Genomic DNA, 18,486 nt, shown 5'->3' on the forward strand with positions numbered 1-18,486 from the left:
TGTGGGTCCAATGTATACCATATTTGCCGTCGCGGTTAACGGATGGTCAAAGGCGTAAACCCCTTCACCAAGGCATCTAGCTGCGAAAGCTGAGTCAAAAATGGCTCTAATTGATCTAATGGCAGTGCGCAGGGTCCATCGCACTTAGCATTATCTGGGTCAGGGTGAGCTTCTAGGAAGATACCCGCCAAACCAACGGCCACACCCGCACGGGCCAACTCTGCCACTTGGGCACGACGGCCATCGGCACTGTCCGCACGGCCACCCGGGCGCTGTAAGGCATGGGTGACATCGAAAAACACCGGGTAACCGGTCTGTTTCATATCGCCAACGCCTAGCATATCCACCACCAGGTTGTTGTAGCCGAAGCTAGTACCACGCTCGCATAGCATCAGACGGTCGTTACCGGCTTCCTGAAACTTAGTGAGGATATGGCGCATTTCGTGAGGTGCTAGAAACTGCGGTTTTTTGATATTAATCGCCGCACCGGTGTTAGCCATCGCCACCACTAGATCGGTCTGGCGGGCAAGAAACGCTGGCAGCTGAATTATGTCAGCGACTTCAGCCGCAGGCTCTGCCTGCCAAGGCTCATGAACGTCGGTAATGATGGGCACGCCATAGCGCGCTTTAATATCCGCTAGAATCTGCAAACCTTTTTCTAGCCCAGGTCCACGATAAGAGTGGATAGAACTACGGTTCGCTTTATCAAAGCTTGCCTTAAAGACATAAGGCATTCCGAGCTTTTGCGTCACATTAACGTAGGCCTGCGCCACTTCATCAGCAAGCGTCGCTGACTCCAGCACATTCATGCCGCCCAATAACATTAGCGGCAAAGAATTGCCGGCGGTTAGGCCGGCAACGTTAATATGACGCTCTGGAAAGGATGATTGAGAAGTCGAAGACATATTATTCGCTCTCCCTCTTATTCCTGAGTCGTTGTATGAGCGCGCGTACGTGCCGTTTTGTGCTCTAAGGCAGCATTAACAAACCCAGAGAACAACGGGTGTCCGTCACGTGGTGTCGAGGTAAATTCCGGATGGAATTGACACGCTACGTACCAAGGGTGGTCAGCCAGCTCGACGACTTCTACCAAGGACTGATCGACGCTCTTGCCAGAAATGACCAGACCTGCCTGCTCTAACTCATCAATAAACTGGTTATTGACTTCAAAGCGGTGGCGATGACGCTCGACAATCTCATCAGCACCGTAGGCTTCGCGAGCTTTGCTACCGGATTTCAAGTGACAGACCTGACCGCCTAGACGCATGGTGCCACCTAAGTCAGATGCAGCGTCACGCAGCTCGATCTTACCTTCAGCGTTAATCCACTCGGTAATCAGGCCCACCACAGGGTGCTTGGTGTCGTGGGTAAACTCGGTAGAGTTAGCATCTTCCCAGCCAGCCACATTGCGGGCAAATTCGATGACCGCTACCTGCATGCCCAAACAAATACCCAGGTAGGGAATGTTGTTTTCACGCGCGAACTGAGCGGTAAGAATTTTGCCTTCCACACCGCGCTCGCCAAAGCCACCAGGTACTAAGATGGCATCTTTGCCAGCTAGCCGCTCGGTGCCGTGATGCTCGATATCTTCGGAGTCGATATAGTCAACATTGACCTTAATACGCCCTTGAATGCCTGCGTGAATAAGCGCTTCGTTGAGCGACTTATAGGCGTCCAGCAGCTCCATGTATTTACCGACCATGGCAATACTTACCGACTTCAGCGGATTCAATTTGGAATCCAGCACTTTGACCCATTCGGAAAGGTCGGCAGGCTCTGCTTCCAGGCGCAGCTTATCGCAAACAATGTCGTCCAGACCGTGCTCGTGCAGCATCAACGGAATCCGATAAATAGTATCGGCATCCTGTAACGGTACAACGGCACGCTCTTCCACGTTAGTGAACAGGGCGATTTTACGGCGCTCGCTCTCTTCAAGCTCTACTTCGCTACGGCAAATCAAAATATCCGGCTGGATACCAATCGAGCGTAGCTCTTTGACGCTGTGCTGAGTCGGCTTGGTCTTGGTCTCGCCTGCCGTCTTGATATACGGCACCAGCGTAAGGTGCATGTAAATCGCTCGACTAGCGCCAAGCTCACTACGAATCTGACGAATAGACTCTAAGAACGGCAGTGATTCGATATCCCCCACCGTGCCACCGATTTCTACCAGCGCCACATCAAAGCCTTCACCGCCAGCATAGACGCGCTGTTTAATTTCATCGGTAATATGAGGGATGACCTGAACGGTACCGCCCAAGTAATCACCACGGCGCTCTTTGCGCAGTACATTTTCGTACACGCGCCCCGTCGTGAAGTTGTTCCCTTGGGTCATTTTGGTGCGAATAAAACGCTCATAGTGCCCTAAGTCCAAGTCCGTCTCGGCGCCATCTTCGGTGACGAACACCTCGCCGTGCTGGAAAGGACTCATGGTGCCCGGGTCCACGTTGATGTAGGGGTCGAGCTTGAGCATGGTGACCTTAAGGCCGCGGGCCTCTAGAATCGCCGCCAGCGAGGCCGACGCGATGCCCTTGCCAAGAGAGGACACAACGCCGCCGGTCACGAAGATATATCGTGTCATGGAAAACCTGTCGAAACGTGATCAAAAGGCGTAACAGAAAGCCACACCAGGATGGGATGACAGAATAGCAGAGTACGCCTAAAGGCTCAATTTGAACTGCAGGTGGCAGAGGGGCGAAGACGCCCCTCACTATCAAAACTAAACGCCTAGGTAATCCAAAATCCCCTCAGCAGCTTGGCGGCCTTCGTAAATCGCGGTGACCACCAGATCAGAGCCGCGCACCATATCGCCACCAGCAAAAATTTTCGCATTGCTGGTTTGGTAGGCGTACTGGCCATGCTCTGGCGCTTTTACGCGATCACGCTCATCGACCTGGATATTGGCGCTATCGAACCACGGTGCCGGGCTTGCCTGAAAACCGAAAGCTACCACTACTGCGTCGGCGGCAATAATTTCTTCAGACCCAGGCACCACTTCAGGACGTCGACGGCCGTTTTCATCGGGCTCACCCAAACGGGTACGCACGACCTTAACCCCTTCGACCTGCTCTTCACCTACCACCGCAACCGGCTGGCGGTTGAACAGAAACTCAACGCCCTCTTCTCGCGCATTAGCAACTTCACGGCGGGAACCGGGCATGTTTTCTTCATCACGGCGATAAGCGCAGATCACGCTGTCGGCGTGCTGGCGAATCGAGGTCCGATTACAATCCATCGCCGTATCACCACCGCCAAGCACCACCACACGTTTACCTTCCATCGAGATAAAGTCGTTAGGATCTTTTTCAAAGCCTAAGCGACGATTAACGTTGGCGATCAGGAAATCGAGCGCTTTATACACGCCAGGTAAATCTTCGCCGGGGAAGCCACCTTCCATGTACTTGTAAGTCCCCATACCCAGGAAAACAGCATCGTACTCCTGCAGCAGCGTATCGAATTCGATGTCGGTACCAATTTCGGTATTCAGACGAAACTCGACGCCCATCTCTTCAAAGACGGCGCGGCGACGCTCCATCACGTTCTTTTCCAGTTTAAATTCTGGAATACCGAAGGTAAGCAGACCGCCAATCTCGGGATACTTATCAAATACGACGGGTTTGACGCCATTACGTGCCAGGATATCAGCGCAACCAAGACCCGCAGGCCCGGCACCTACGATGGCGACCTTCTTATCGGTCCACTCCACCTTAGACATATCCGGACGCCAACCCATCGCAAACGCGGTGTCGGTAATGTACTTCTCTACCGACCCAATGGTAACCGCACCAAAGCCGTCGTTCAGCGTACAGTCGCCCTCACACAAACGATCTTGCGGGCACACGCGGCCACACACTTCCGGCAGCGAATTGGTTTTGTGTGAAAGCTCGGCTGCTTCAATAATATTGCCTTCCACCACTAGCTGAAGCCAGTTGGGAATGTAGTTATGTACCGGGCACTTCCACTCGCAGTACGGATTGCCGCAGTGCAGGCAACGGTGCGCCTGACTCGCCGCATCGGTGGGCTTAAAGGGCTCGTAAATTTCAGCGAACTCTTTTGACCGTGTGTGTGCGGCTTTTTTCTGTGGGTCTTGACGACCCACATCTACAAACTGGAAATCGTTATTTAAACGGTTAGCCATGATCTCTCTCCTCGAAGCGTAGGCTCTGGCGGGTTATTCCGGCTGACGCCGAGATTGATTCAGCAAACTACCCAAGCTCGCCGCTTTTGGCTTCACTAGCCAGAAGTGGCGCGCGTAGTCGCCGAAGTCTTCCAGAATCGCCGCGCCCCGAGCGGAGCCTGTCGCCGCAACGTAGGCTTCGATCATTTCACGCAAATGACGGCGATACGCTTCCATCGCTTCGGTATTGACCCGGTGGATTTCGACCAGCTCGTGGTTGTACTTGTCCACAAAGGTACGGTCTTCATCCAGGACGTAAGCAAAACCTCCGGTCATGCCCGCGCCAAAGTTAACGCCCGTTTCACCCAATACGCAGACCAATCCCCCGGTCATGTATTCACAACAGTGGTCACCTGCGCCTTCAATAACAGCAGTAGCCCCAGAGTTACGCACGGCAAAACGCTCACCCGCAGTACCTGCGGCAAACAGCGTGCCGCCCGTCGCACCATACAGACAGGTGTTACCGATAATGGCGGTTTTGTGACTTTCAAACTGGCTAACCTTGGGCGGCACAATCACAATGTTGCCACCGTTCATGCCTTTGCCCACGTAGTCGTTGGCATCGCCTTCGAGATAGAGGTTTAAGCCACGGGCGTTCCACACTCCGAAGCTTTGGCCAGCTACCCCGGTAAAGCGCGCAGTGACCGGGGCTGATTCCAAGCCATCTTCACCGTAGCGTTTGGCAATCGCGCCAGAACTCAATGCACCTACGCTGCGGTCACAGTTAGTGATGGTGAAATCAAACTCTCCGCCAGACTGACTTTCAATGGCCTCTTTTAGTGCTGCCAGCACTTCCTGGTTCTTAGCGCCTGGATCGTGGGGCACATTACGACTCACCTTACAGAACTGCGGTGCATCTGCAGGCACAAAATCATTCGAAAGCAGCGGGGTTAGATCCAATTTACGCTGAGCGGCCGTATTGCCTTCCAACACTTCAAGCAGATCGGTGCGGCCAATCAGGTCCGTCAACTGGCACACCCCTAGCATCGCCATCAGTTCACGCACTTCTTCAGCAATAAAGCGGAAGTAGTTTTTCACCATATCGACAGTGCCGCGGAAGTGCTCGCCACGCAGGAAATCATCTTGCGTCGCTACGCCGGTGGCGCAGTTATTCAGGTGGCAAATACGCAGGTACTTACAGCCCAGCGCCACCATCGGCGCCGTACCAAAGCCAAAGCTTTCAGCCCCCAGAATCGCCGCCTTAACGACATCCAGACCCGTTTTGAGACCACCATCGGTCTGCAGGCGAATCTTGTCGCGCAGGCCGTTAATACGCAGCGCTTGGTGCACTTCGGGTAACCCAAGCTCCCAAGGGGAGCCCGCGTGCTTGATAGAGGTCAATGGGCTTGCCGCGGTACCACCGTCGTAACCAGAAACAGTGATCAGATCCGCATAGGCCTTCGCCACACCAGTGGCAATAGTGCCAATACCTGGCTCAGAGACCAATTTTACGGAAACCTGGGCATCTGGATTGACTTGCTTAAGGTCGAAAATCAGCTGCGCCAAGTCTTCAATCGAGTAGATATCGTGGTGTGGCGGCGGTGAAATCAGCGTCACACCAGGCACCGCGTAGCGCAACCGGGCAATCAACTGGTTCACTTTGCCGCCCGGCAGCTGACCACCTTCACCGGGTTTGGCACCCTGGGCAACTTTGATCTGCAGTACTTCCGCATTGACCAAATAGGCCGGGGTAACGCCAAAGCGGCCAGAAGCAATCTGCTTGATTTTCGAACTACGGATGGTGCCGTAGCGAGCAGGGTCTTCCCCACCCTCGCCGGAGTTGGAGCGCCCGCCCGACTCATTCATTGCTTGGGCCAACGCCTCATGGGCTTCCGGAGAAAGCGCACCTAGCGACATACCGGCGCTATCAAAGCGCGGAATCAGTGCCTCAATCGGCTCAACATCCTCTAACGGAATGGGCGTTGCAGCAGGTTTGAGCTTAAGCAAGTCACGAATAGTGGCAACCGGACGCTCGTTGACCAACTGAGCAAACTTTTTCCACTTTGCGTAGCTGCCTTCTTGCACCGCCGCCTGGAGCGACTTCACGACATCGGGGTTGTAGGCGTGATATTCGTAGCCATGAACATACTTCAGCATACCGCCTTGGGAGATGCCTTTGCGGGCAATCCAGGCATCCTTCGCCAGCAGCTCTTGCTGCATTTGCAGCTCAGCAAAGCCAGCGCCCTGAATGCGTGATGCCATGCCGACAAAGCAGGTATCCATGATCTCATCGGATAGCCCCACCGCTTCGAACAGCATAGAGCCGCGGTAGGAAGCTAACGTTGAAATACCCATCTTCGAAAGAATTTTGAACAACCCTTTCTGCAGACCTTTGCGGTAATTCTCACGAGCATCAGCAGGGTTGCCTGTTAGCTCACCGGTGCGATGCATATCCGCCATCACTTGGTAAGCAAGCCACGGGTACACAGCCGTTGCGCCCACGCCAAACAGCACTGCCATTTGGTGGGCATCCCTTGCATAGCCGGTTTCCACCACAATGTTGGCGTTCGGCCGCAGCGCCAAACGACCAAGATGAGAGTGAACGGCTCCCACTGCTAAAGCCGCCTGGATGGGCAACTGTCCTTTGGGAAGGTCAGCATCGGTCAACACCAGAATCACTTTGCCCGCTTTTACCTGCGCTTCAGCTTCTTGGCAAAGTAAGGTGACTGCCCGCTGCAAACTGGTGTGCTCCGGGTCGTACCCGAGTGACAGCGTGTGGCTAGCAAAAGCAGGATCATCCTGGCTGACCAGCGCAGTAAATTTACGTGGTGACAGCACCGGCGTTGTCAAAATCAAGCGGTGAGCATGCTCAGGCGTTGCCTTAAAGACGTTCAGCTCCGCACCACAGCAAGTCTCCAACGACATAACAATCGCTTCACGCAAGGGGTCAATCGGCGGATTGGTCACCTGGGCAAACTTTTGACGGAAGAAATCAGTTAGCAGACGCGGACGGCTAGACAACACCGCCATGGGGGTATCATCACCCATCGAGCCAACCGCCTCCTGGCCACTTTCTGCCAACGGGCGCAGCACCTGATCACGCTCTTCAAAGCTCACCTGAAACATTTTCTGCTGAACATTAAGCGCGTCAGTGTCCATTGTCTGGAAACGCGCAAGCTCAGTCAGCGCTGACTCTAGGTAATGGGCTTCCTGCTTGAGCCAGCGCTTATAGGGATAAGCTGACTTCAGGCGGTTATCGATATCCTGGGTGTGCAGTACTTCGCCAGTCTGAGTGTCTACCGCCAGCATCTGGCCTGGGCCAACGCGTCCCTTAGCGACGACATCCTCAGGGCGATAACCATAAGTGCCAATTTCAGACGCTAGCGTGATGTAGCCATTCTTGGTAATCACCCAGCGCGCGGGGCGAAGGCCGTTGCGATCCAGCATACAAACAGCTTGGCGACCGTCGGTCATTACCACACCGGCCGGGCCATCCCAAGGCTCCATGTGCATGGAGTTGTATTCATAGAACGCGCGTAACTCGGCGTCCATGGTCTCAACGTTTTGCCAAGCAGGCGGCACCATCATGCGCACCGCACGATGCAGCTCCATACCGCCAGTCAGCAGCACTTCCAGCATGTTATCCATGCTTGAGGAGTCTGACCCAGTGGTATTGACGATTTCGTCAAGCTCAGCAATATCAGGCAAGCGCTCGTTAACAAAATTGGCTTTACGAGAGTTCGCCCAGCCGCGGTTGGCTTCAATCGTATTGATCTCGCCATTATGAGCCAGCAGGCGGAATGGCTGGGCCAGCGGCCAGCGCGGTGCAGTGTTAGTAGAGAAACGCTGGTGGAACACGCAAATGGCGGTTTCCAGACTTGGATCATTTAGGTCTTTGTAGAATGCCGGCAAATCTTCCGGCATGACTAAGCCTTTATAGGAAACAACTTCTGATGAGAGTGAAGCAACATAAAAGTCTTCATCGCTACGTAGCGCTTGCTCTGCATAACGGCGCGCCATAAACAGATCAACATCGAAGCGATCACTGCCTGAATTTCCACTACTAGCTGGCTGAACAAACAGCTGCTCAATGCGCGGCAGACAGTCCAGCGCCATTGGGCCACATACACTAGAGTCGGTGGGCACTTCGCGCCAGCCCAATACATCTAAATCACGGCTGCTTAGTTCGCGCTCAAGGGTTTCTTTAGCATGAGCGGCACGCGTATCGTCATCTGGCAAAAAGATGACGCCTACAGCAAAGCGCTCGCCAAGCTCCGCATCAAGCGCTTGCTTCGCGGCAGCGCGCATGAATTGCACCGGCATTTTCAGCAGTAAGCCGCAACCGTCACCGGTTTTGCCGTCTGCCGCAATACCGCCGCGATGGGTCATGCAGGTAAGTGATTCAATAGCAGTTTTCAGCAAGTCGTGGCTGGCCTGCCCTTCCATATGGGCAATAAGGCCAAAGCCACAGTTATCGCGAAACTCGCCAGGCTGGTGAAGACCTCTATTCATGGGCGTGCCTCTAGTCAGCGTATTTATTTAGCAGCGTTTTCATGTTATCGTCACGGGTTTTTCTTATTTTTGACTTCTTACTGCCCATTAAAAATAGGGCATTTCCCGCTTCCACCGCTTCAAGAAAAGGTCGCTCAGCATAGCGATTTGCCTGCGTGTAGCGCAATCACCCAGAACCAGCCAATCCTTAAAAAACCTTGTCAAATCTTACATTTGCATTCGCGCTTAATAAAAAAACATATTAACTTCAACCACTTGCAAAGCAACTAAACGATATTTAAACGATTAGAATACATAACTAGACTTTAGTATCAATTGGCTCAAAAAACCCATGCCGATAGCGCATAAGGCATACGGATTACATACAGAACGATCATCACTTAACGACCAGACAACAAAAAACCCACGCGATGGTGGGTTTTCTGTGCAGCTTTGTTTGTAAAACTGTTTAGCAATACGGTCTATCAGTACTATTTATAAGCACTGTTTATCAGTACCGCTTATCAGTACTGATTCCCCATACTGGCTTTTGATTGTTTATAGCCAATACGCCTAGGCATTTAGTCGCGCGGATAGTGATGAAGTAGCTCACGCAGCATATCAGGCGGCGTGGCGTCACTTACGCAGGCGTCACCCAGGGCATTGAGCAGCACCAAACGTAGACGAGTATCAATATTCTTCTTATCTAGCTTCATGCGGGCTAAAAAGTCATCTACAGACATTCCGGCAGGTGCGGCTAGCGGTAGTCCAGCGCTTTCAACAACCGCCTTAGCACGCGCGAGTGCATTGCTATCTATCCAGCCAAGCTGATGCGAGAGCGTTGCTGCCATCGCCATACCTGCACCCACGGCCTCACCGTGCAACCAGTTGCCATAACCTTGATGAGCTTCAATAGCATGACCGAACGTGTGCCCCAGGTTCAGCAACGCGCGAACGCCCTGCTCAGTTTCGTCATCCGCCACAATGTCGGCTTTAATTTGACAACTCTGAGCAATCGCTTCAGCAATCACTGCAGGCTCAACACTACGTAGTGCCTGCATATGCTCTTCTAACCAGCTTAGGAAGCGCTCATCACGGATTAACCCGTACTTGATCACTTCTGCCAAGCCTGCGGAAAGCTCCCGGCTAGGCAGAGTGGTCAAAGTGTCGATATCCACGATGACGGCTTTTGGTTGCCAAAAAGCACCAATCATATTTTTACCCAGCGGGTGGTTAACACCGGTCTTCCCACCCACCGAAGAGTCTACCTGGGATAATAACGTAGTAGGCACCTGAATAAAGGCAACGCCACGTTGATAAGCTGCCGCCGCATAACCGACCATATCGCCAATCACACCTCCCCCTAAGGCAATCAGCGTACAGCGACGATTGAAGCCTGCCTCTAACAGCGCATCCCAAATCCGGCTTACCTGCTCGATGGTTTTATACTGCTCCCCGTCAGGCAGCACTACCGTGCGAATGTCTAAATGACCAGGCAGACCGGCGCAAAGCGTTTCTAAATAAAGCGGTGCGATAGTCTCATTGGTGACTACCATCACCTGCTGACCCGCGAGATACGGCTCCAGCATATTGGCGCGCTTTAGCAGCCCAACACCAATATGGATCGGGTAGCTACGCTCACCCAATGCGACGGTTAGCGTACGCTGGGCACTTGTCATTTCAGTCATTGTGATACCTTTTTACTTTGAGCCCGCGCAATTTCCAAAGGGTCCACCATGCGATGGACACGACGCAGAATTTCGTTGACCACCGCACGTGGGCTGCGCCGATCCGTGCGCACCGTAATATCCGATGTCGCTCGATACAGCGGATCTCGTGTGGCGAACATGTCGTTCAGCACCTGTTCACGATTATCACACTGTAATAGCGGTCGATTTCGATCTTTGGCAGTGCGCTTCAGTTGCTGGTCAACGGTGGTCAGCAAATAAACCACGGCGCCTCGCTCACGCAGAGCACGTCGATTCTCTTCGCGCAGCACTGCGCCACCGCCGGTAGCCACTACCACACCAGATAACTGAGTGAGCTCGTCAATCATCTGACTTTCGCGCTGACGAAAGCCGGGCTCACCTTCAACGTCAAAAATCCAGGGGATATCCGCACCACAGCGGTCTTGTATGGCGTGATCGCTGTCAAAGAACGAGCGCGACAACTCAGCCGCGAGTAAGCGGCCTATCGTGCTCTTGCCAGCCCCCATGGGGCCAATTAAAAAAATATTGGGTAACTCTTGCATCAGCGAACCGCCAAACCATCATCAAGTAGTCGTGGAGTAATAAAGACCAATAACTCTACCTTTTCATTGCTCTCTTCGGTATAGCGGAATAGCCGCCCAAGCCAAGGAATATCTCCTAGCAGCGGTGTTTTCGCTATTTGGCTCAACTGCTCTGTTGTCAAAATACCGCCTAACACTACCGTTTGCCCATTATCGACCAACACTTGAGTCTCTATCTGGTTGGTATCAATCGGCGGCTCACCACCAAACTCACTTTCCCGGAAGCTATCGTTTTTAATCACCAAATCCATAATGATGCGGTTATCCGGAGTAATTTGTGGCGTTACCTCCAAGGAGAGTTCAGCCTCCTTGAACTCTGTATCTGGATTCCCTTCTGTATCTACGCTCTGAAAAGCCCGCTCTTCGCCTTGACGAATAATAGCTGTTCGTTGGTTAGCTGTGATTACTCGGGGCTGAGAAATCGTCTGGCTTTTGCCCTCACTTTCCAGCGCTCGCAGCTCAAGATCTAGCAGCACATCCCCTGATAGATAACCAAAACTAAACCCCGTGTTGGCAGCAGCCACTGAACCTAGATCTACTGCGAGGCCACCCTGAGCACGGTTAATGTTGTTAGGGTTAATATTACGCCGAGAAAACGTGCCATCATCGTTTTCTAAAAAGCCGCGAGTACTCGACGCGCCCCAGTTAATCCCTAACTCCCGAGATGCAGTATCTCGGGCAATGACAATTCTTGCCTCAATTTGCACCTGACGGACGGCGACATCCAAGCGATCTAAAGTGCCGATAATAGCGCGCACCTGCTCTGCAGTATCTTGTACCAGTAACATATTAGTACGCTGATCAATACTGACTCGCCCTCGGTCAGTTAACAGCCCAAAGCCATCGCCACCACGTAACAGCTGGGCAAGGTCTTCGGCGCGGGCATATTTTATTTCAATAAACTCAGTGACTAACGGCGCAAGCGTTTGGCGTTGGTTGCGTGTTTCTATCTCTTGCCGCTCAAGAGCCGCTAGCTCGCTGGCAGGCGCCACTACGATCACATTCCCCTGCTCCCGACTTGCCAGTCCCTGGCTTTGTAAGATCAGCGCTAGCGCTTGATCCCAGGGAACATCGTTCAAGTTAAGCGTAATGCGTCCAGCAACGCTATCACTGGCCACTAGGTTTAGGCCAGTAAACTCTGCCAGAGTAGCCAGCACTGCACGCACTTCAATATCTTGAAAGTTCAGGCTTAACCGCTCTCCGGTAAAAGATATTCCCTGCTGCTCTCGCTGCTGTTGTGTAGCTTGACTCACCGGCTGCACTTCAATCGTCAACGTACGCCCGCTTTGCGATGAAGCCATCGCGATGGGGCCGTTCGTTTGTAGCTCCAGCCGCACATCACGCTGTCCAAGATGAGGGGTAATACGGGTAACCGGCGTCGCAAAATCTGTGACATCGTAAACCTGGTTAAGCGCATCAGGCAGCGCCACATTACGCAGCTCCGCAATAATGCTGCCCTCACTACCTTCATGCACATTAGCGACCACACCAGCACGATCAAATGTCACCACGACACGCCCTGCACCATCACCTCCACGCCGGAAATCAATATTTTCAACACGCGGCCCCTGGATGAACGGGGAAGTCTGGATAGCGTTAGCCGCTTGGGGTGCCGGCATAGATACAGAACTACCTGATGCTAAGGTGACTCTTAACTGCTCACCGACTACTTGAGCGGTATAATCAAGGGATTCATTCGAATCAACCACGAGACGCGTCCGCCCACTGCCCTCTAACACCGTCACTTGTTCAACAACACCACTACTGACGCCGATACGGCGTTGGGCAAGCGCACTTTGTGTATCTGCCAAATCCAGCGCTAGACGAGGAGGTGCATCTAATCGATAGCCACTTAGCTGGGCAACGCCGCCACTGAACTGCAGCACTAGCTCAACGTCACCGCTATGAGTTTGGCGCACATCGACATTAGTAAGCACTGATGCCATGCAGACCGATGGCACTACCGCAATTAATAACAGCAACGTTCGATAACATATAGCAGCCATAAGCGATATCCATATCTGATAGCGAGTGAAGAAGCTATTCCTCAAGGGTGAGCGTTACCTGGCGTTGCTGCCACCCTTGCTGAGGGCTAAAAACACGTTCAACAATAGTGATTCCTTGTGGTTCAATCTGGTTAATAAGGCCATGGTTGGTGCCTAAATAATCACCTTCTCGAACACTAACAACCTCCCCTTCGGGAGGCTCAATCAATGCAACTTGCTGCGCCCCCATACGTAGCGTACCCACTAAGCGCAACGTCTGGAGTTGAAAACGCTCTAAAGGCTCTTGAGCGCGCTGCTGTTCGGGGGCAAACTCGCTCACTGCCTGCTCCACTTGCAATACGTTTTCGCGCACATCCTCCGGTGCTAAGAAGGGACTGCGCGCATCGCTAAAGCGATAATCGAGCGACTGATACGTTGGCAATTCCTCCACTACCTCGGGCGCTTTCCCATCAGCAGTACGGCGTATTTCTGCAAGGGTTTGATCTAACTGCCCCAGCTGAGGGTCACTGCAGCCAGCTAAGCCAGCAATACACAGCAGGCCTACCAAACGCTTCATGGTGCAGCCTTTTCGCTGTAAGTGCGTGCAAGCAGCGACATGCGTAGCGTGTCGCCACTCTGATCAACAGGCGCTAGTGTTAAATCGTGCTGGGTAATAATTCGCGCCAAACCGCTAATGTCCGAAACAAACTGCGCCAATGCATGGTAATCACCGCGTACCTGTATATCTAAGGGGTGCTCTATATAGTGCGTGTTACTCACCGTAGGTCGCAAACGGATAGTTTCAATGGTTAGTCGGTTTTCGATAGCGGCATCACTGATGCTATCTAATAAAGAAGGAATTTCTGCACTGGTAGGCAGCATCGCCTGCATCTGCATCATTTGATTTTCAAGAGCAGCCAACTGACTGCGAATATCCGGCAGAAAAGCGGCTTCAGACGCTTTGCGTCGATACTCGACCAGCAGACGCTCCTCTTGACGCTGCTCTGCTGCAAGCGAATCGCGAGCCTCCCCCACCAGCCACCCGTTGATAGCTAATAGAGCAACTAAAAAAACAAGTACCGCTATCACGGCTTTAAGCAGCCAAGGCCATTCACCTGCTTCTTTGATATCCAACGATTGCCATTCAACGCTGCGCAGACGCAGCCAATCATTTTTTATGCGTTCACGGATAGGCGTCATGGTGCCGCCTCCATGGAAACGGCTTCTTCAGGAGACAGTTGCCTTACTTCAAACTGGAAAACACGCCGACTGTCATCTTGGCCACTAGCAACCTCGGAAAACAGCGGTACGCCTAACCCTGGTATAGCTGCAATTTGGCGTAGTTGCTCAGAGACCTGACGTTCATTACTGGCAACCGCTGAAAGACTGATTCGCTGTCCGCTACGTGACAGACGCTGATAGACAACCCCATCTGCGACGCTAGCAGCAATATCGTTAAACAGCCTCACTGTACTCATGCGTTCGTTATTAAGCGTGTGGAACAGCGCCAGTTGCTCTTCCAACCGCCCGATATCGCCCCGATAGCGTTGTACATCAGCGATTTCATTGTCTAACTGCTCAATACGAGTAGAGATATGGGCATTGCGCTGCTGCTGGGCAGCTAACTGCTGTTGATATACGTGCAATACCACAACGCCACACGCCACGCCCAGAAGCAACATAAACAACATAACACCGTAAAATTGCCGCGTCCGTCTCTCTCGCCACCCCTCACGCCAGGGTAAAAGATTAATATTAATGCTCATTGGCTAACTCGCATCGCCAACCCACCCGCCGTTAGCATCGCTGGGGCATCGTTTCTTAACGCTTCTTCACTTAGCCGTTTGTTAATGCGCAAACGTTGCAATGGGTTGGCGATACTCACCGACATACCACTATCATCAGCAATACGCTCAGCGAGGCCTGGAATGACACTAGAACCACCCGCGAGTACAGTATGTTGCACCTCATACTGACGACCCGCGGTGTAATAAAGCTGCAGCGAGCGTCTCCCCTGCTGCACCACCGTTTCTAGAAAAGGCGTGAGCACTTTCTCTTGGTAGTCGCTAGGTAGACCACCACGCTTTTTAGCCACTCCTGCCTCTTCTATGCTCATGTGGTAATACTGGCGGATGGCATCTGTTAGCTGGCGTCCGCCAAACGCCGTATCACGGCTATAAACAATATGCCCACCCCGCACGACATGGAAGGCGCTCATATTGGCCCCGATGTCGAATAGCCCCACACAAGCAGTTGAGTCGTTTGCCATGCTGGATTGCCTACGTAGCTCGGCCAATACGCGCTCTAAAGCGAACGTCTCTACATCGACAGCGGCAGGTTCCAGCCCCGCACGCTCTAGCGTTTCGGTAAGCAGAGTCACGTCTTGCTGACGACACGCCACTAAAACAACTTCTTGCTGACTCTCATCGAAAGGAGCAGGACCTAGGCACTGAAAATCAAACGCCACCTCACTGAACGGAAAAGGAATATAGCGGTCGGATTCGGCGATTATTCGCTCTTCGATCTCCTCTTCGCTTAACGAAGCAGGAAAAGTAAGCGTTTTAGTAATGGCAGCGCTCGCTGGGACGGCCACTGCTGCTTTACGAGTAAAGGGCTTTGCATGCTCGACAGTACGCCGAAGCACACTCGCCACTTCATTAATGTCGCGGATGCGGCGCTCAACAACTGCACCTTCGCGCAGCGGTTGAACAGCGTAGCTGTCTACTTGGTAGTTATCGTTAGACTGTTTGAGCTCTAACAGCTTGACGGTCGCCGATGTAATATCGACTCCAATCAACCCTTTACCGGGCTTGAATAAACGCATCCTGGGTTCGGCTCCGCCTGCCTATCGTGCGAATTTTGAGGTTACATGATTTTTAGTGAAGTCACACGCGAATGGCATTACGGCATATCAACACTGGTGACTGCTGCCTCGCCTTCCTATAATGGCAGCCAATTGCGTGATACGGTCGTTTAGTTACCGTGTCTATTCTCCTTTTCACGGGTGCACTCTGTTCATGACGTTTTTTCGAACCCTCATCCTGTCACTTTTTTCGCTAATCGTTGCGCTCATTGGCGCCACCGTGTTGGCAGTGGTGGGCGCCGCTATCTATTTTTCACCTGGCCTGCCTGATGTACGCCAGTTGCAAGATTTCGAGCTACATACACCACTTCGCATCTTCACCAATGATGGCAAACTCATTGGTGAATTTGGCGAAGAGCGCCGTATGCCCGTCGACTTCGCTGATATTCCAGAGGACATGATCAACGCGCTGATCGCAGCGGAAGATGCCAGTTACTTTGATCATGCAGGCGTTGATCCTCGTGGTATCGCCAGGGCGGCGGTTGAACTGGTCCAGAGTGGCGGCTCCATTCAGTCTGGCGGCTCGACCATTACCATGCAGGTTGCGCGTAACTATATGTTGACGCTCGACCAGACATTCACGCGGAAAATTCGCGAGATTCTGCTTGCCCTGCAAATGGAACAGATTCTTGATAAAGATGAAATCTTCGAGCTCTACGTCAACAAGATATTTCTCGGCCATCGCGCCTATGGCATCGCAGCCGCATCAGAAACTTATTATGACAAGCCATTGGCTGAATTAACGCTGGCTCAAACAGCAATGATTGCGGGACTGCCTAAAGCACCCTCAGCCTTTAACCCACTGGCTAATTCAGAACGCTCGCTTATTCGCCGCAACTGGATTCTGTTCCGCATGCGCGAGCTAGGACATATTGATAATGATGCTTATCTAGCGGCTGTACAGGAGCCGGTGACAGCCCGTCGGCACTACACCCAAACCGAAGTAGACGCGGCTTATGTTTCAGAAATGGCTCGCCAATATGCTATCGAACGATTTGGAGATAAGGCGTATACCGGTGGCTACCGAATTTACACCACGATTGATAGCGAAATGCAGCCCTATGCCCACCAAGCATTAGCAAATGGCCTGCTAGCTTACGACCTTCGCCATGGCTGGCGCGGTTCAGAACAGCAAGATATCGCAGCCAGCTTGGTAGAAGCTCAAGAGCAAACCGCTACTCAAGGGCTTGAAGAGGAACTTTCAGAATCACCGGAAATTCGTCAAACCGCTCGCCAAGCAGCTGAGCGTAGCCAAACACAAGTTGAGGGTGTCGATGGTGACGTCAGCAACTGGTTGCAAGTATTAGAGCGCACGCCCAACTATGGCCTGCTTCAGCCAGCGATTGTGGTTAAGAGCAGCGGCCGTGAAATGCAGGTACTTACTCGCGGTGGCGAACTGCAAACAATTGCCTGGAGCGGCCTAAACTGGGCACGCCCCTATTTGAGCCCACGCAGTCGTGGTGCCGAACCAAGTAGCGCGGATCAAATTGCTGTTCGCGGCGACTTAGTCCGCGTGATTGAAAACGAAGACGGATCTCTACGCTTGTCGCAGCGCCCCGACGCCGAAGGCTCTTTGGTTGCCCAAGATCCTCGCACTGGCGCTATTTTGGCCTTACAAGGCGGGTTTGATTTTAATGCCAGTAAGTTCAACCGTGCCATCCAGGCTCAGCGTCAATCCGGCTCCATCTTTAAACCGTTCATCTATCTTGCAGCCCTAGAAGACGGCGGCATGAACGCAGCAAGCGTGGTCAATGACTCCCCCGTCGTACTAGATGACGGTAGTAATTCATTATGGCGCCCAGTCAATTCAAGCCGTGACTTCCTAGGCCCGATGCGCTTGCGCCCAGCGCTTGCTCGTTCGCGTAACTTGGTCACCATTCGTGTGCTTCAAACCACTGGGTTAGACCATACTATTCGCTATCTAGAAGGGTTTGGCTTCTCTCCCGACCGCCTACCACGCGGGCTATCTCTCGCCTTGGGCAGCGCCAGTTTAACGCCCATGGAAATGACCAACGCGTATTCCGTTCTTGCCAACGGTGGCTTTCAGGTCGCACCATGGTTTATCGAACGCGTCACGCGTAACGATGATGAGGAGCTTGTGGATGAGGCAACGCCTCAGGTTGCTTGCCCTAGCTGCGCTGAAGGGCAGGAAACAGTTGAAATCGACGGCAAAGAGTACCCAGTGGCTACTCGGGTAGCTGACCCAGCTGCAGTCTATATTCTGCGCGACATGCTGCGTGACGTCATCACGTCTGGCACCGGCCGTGGTGCTCTTAGCCTGAACCGCGACGATATCGTCGGCAAAACGGGTACCACCAATAGCCAGCGTGATGCCTGGTTTGCAGGCTTTAACAGCGACTTAGTGACCACAGTATGGGTAGGCAAAGATAGCAACGACTCCATCGCTGAATATGGCTCTAACGCAGCACTACCTATCTGGGTTGACTTTATGGGCGATGCACTAGAAGGCACCCCCTCAGCACTCCCCGAACGCCCGGATACTGTTGTTAGCGCACGGGTAGACCCCACCACCGGATACCGCTTGGCGGATGGTCAGTCAGGGGGTATTTCTGAGCTCTTCCACCGTGACCATCTTCCCGGCTACCAGCAACGTCGCATTAGTCGTGAACTGGAAGAAGCTAGTGGCTCGCAAGGGTCTGGTACCGCAGAGTCCATTTTCTAAGCCGTACCTGCACAAAGCAAAAGCCCGGAGACCTAATGGTCTCCGGGCTTTTTTTATGGC

General features: G+C 52.9%; 12 protein-coding genes. 1 reads left to right on the plus strand and 11 read right to left on the minus strand.

The features are described from left to right. Nucleotides 1–35: 35 nt before the first annotated feature. From kdsA to pilM, 11 genes are all read right to left on the minus strand, one after another. Nucleotides 36–905, minus strand: a complete 870-nt coding sequence (gene kdsA, locus JFC11_RS01860; protein ID WP_038481648.1) for a 3-deoxy-8-phosphooctulonate synthase — start codon at nucleotides 903–905, stop codon at nucleotides 36–38. A gap of 17 nt (nucleotides 906–922) precedes the next feature. Next, nucleotides 923–2,578 (minus strand): CTP synthase, encoded by a 1,656-nt coding sequence (locus JFC11_RS01865; protein ID WP_038481645.1) that lies wholly within the window; start codon nucleotides 2,576–2,578, stop codon nucleotides 923–925. Between the two features lie 138 nt (nucleotides 2,579–2,716). Continuing rightward, nucleotides 2,717–4,135, minus strand: a complete 1,419-nt coding sequence (locus JFC11_RS01870; protein WP_120385696.1) for an FAD-dependent oxidoreductase — start codon at nucleotides 4,133–4,135, stop codon at nucleotides 2,717–2,719. Nucleotides 4,136–4,168: 33 nt separating this feature from the next. After that, on the minus strand, nucleotides 4,169–8,626 hold the full coding sequence (gene gltB / locus JFC11_RS01875) for a glutamate synthase large subunit (RefSeq protein WP_198348589.1): 4,458 nt from the start codon (nucleotides 8,624–8,626) through the stop codon (nucleotides 4,169–4,171). Nucleotides 8,627–9,186: 560 nt separating this feature from the next. Then, complete coding sequence (aroB, locus tag JFC11_RS01880; protein ID WP_198348590.1) at nucleotides 9,187–10,293, minus strand: 3-dehydroquinate synthase; 1,107 nt, start codon at nucleotides 10,291–10,293, stop codon at nucleotides 9,187–9,189. After that, nucleotides 10,290–10,856: a shikimate kinase AroK gene (gene aroK / locus JFC11_RS01885; RefSeq protein WP_038481630.1), complete on the minus strand. Its 567-nt coding sequence runs from the start codon at nucleotides 10,854–10,856 to the stop codon at nucleotides 10,290–10,292. Before aroK ends, aroB begins: the two co-directional genes overlap by 4 nt. Continuing rightward, entirely contained in the window at nucleotides 10,856–12,901 is a 2,046-nt protein-coding gene (locus JFC11_RS01890) for a type IV pilus secretin PilQ (RefSeq protein ID WP_198348591.1), read from the minus strand. The genes aroK and JFC11_RS01890 overlap by 1 nt, the downstream gene beginning before the upstream one ends. Nucleotides 12,902–12,935: 34 nt before the next feature. Continuing rightward, the gene (locus tag JFC11_RS01895; protein ID WP_198348592.1) at nucleotides 12,936–13,457 is read right to left on the minus strand and encodes a pilus assembly protein PilP; all 522 of its coding nucleotides are present in this window, start codon (nucleotides 13,455–13,457) and stop codon (nucleotides 12,936–12,938) included. Then, nucleotides 13,454–14,080 (minus strand): type IV pilus inner membrane component PilO, encoded by a 627-nt coding sequence (locus tag JFC11_RS01900; protein ID WP_198348593.1) that lies wholly within the window; start codon nucleotides 14,078–14,080, stop codon nucleotides 13,454–13,456. The genes JFC11_RS01895 and JFC11_RS01900 overlap by 4 nt, the downstream gene beginning before the upstream one ends. After that, the gene (locus JFC11_RS01905) at nucleotides 14,077–14,646 is read right to left on the minus strand and encodes a PilN domain-containing protein (RefSeq protein WP_198348594.1); all 570 of its coding nucleotides are present in this window, start codon (nucleotides 14,644–14,646) and stop codon (nucleotides 14,077–14,079) included. Before JFC11_RS01905 ends, JFC11_RS01900 begins: the two co-directional genes overlap by 4 nt. Continuing rightward, the gene (gene pilM / locus JFC11_RS01910) at nucleotides 14,643–15,704 is read right to left on the minus strand and encodes a type IV pilus assembly protein PilM (protein WP_198348595.1); all 1,062 of its coding nucleotides are present in this window, start codon (nucleotides 15,702–15,704) and stop codon (nucleotides 14,643–14,645) included. Before pilM ends, JFC11_RS01905 begins: the two co-directional genes overlap by 4 nt. Before the next feature lie 193 nt (nucleotides 15,705–15,897). Here pilM and JFC11_RS01915 point away from each other — a divergent pair, with 193 nt between their 5' ends. Beyond that, nucleotides 15,898–18,426: a penicillin-binding protein 1A gene (locus JFC11_RS01915; RefSeq protein ID WP_198348596.1), complete on the plus strand. Its 2,529-nt coding sequence runs from the start codon at nucleotides 15,898–15,900 to the stop codon at nucleotides 18,424–18,426. Nucleotides 18,427–18,486: the final 60 nt, after the last annotated feature.

Source organism: Vreelandella alkaliphila, assembly GCF_016107625.1.
GTDB lineage: Bacteria > Pseudomonadota > Gammaproteobacteria > Pseudomonadales > Halomonadaceae > Vreelandella > Vreelandella alkaliphila.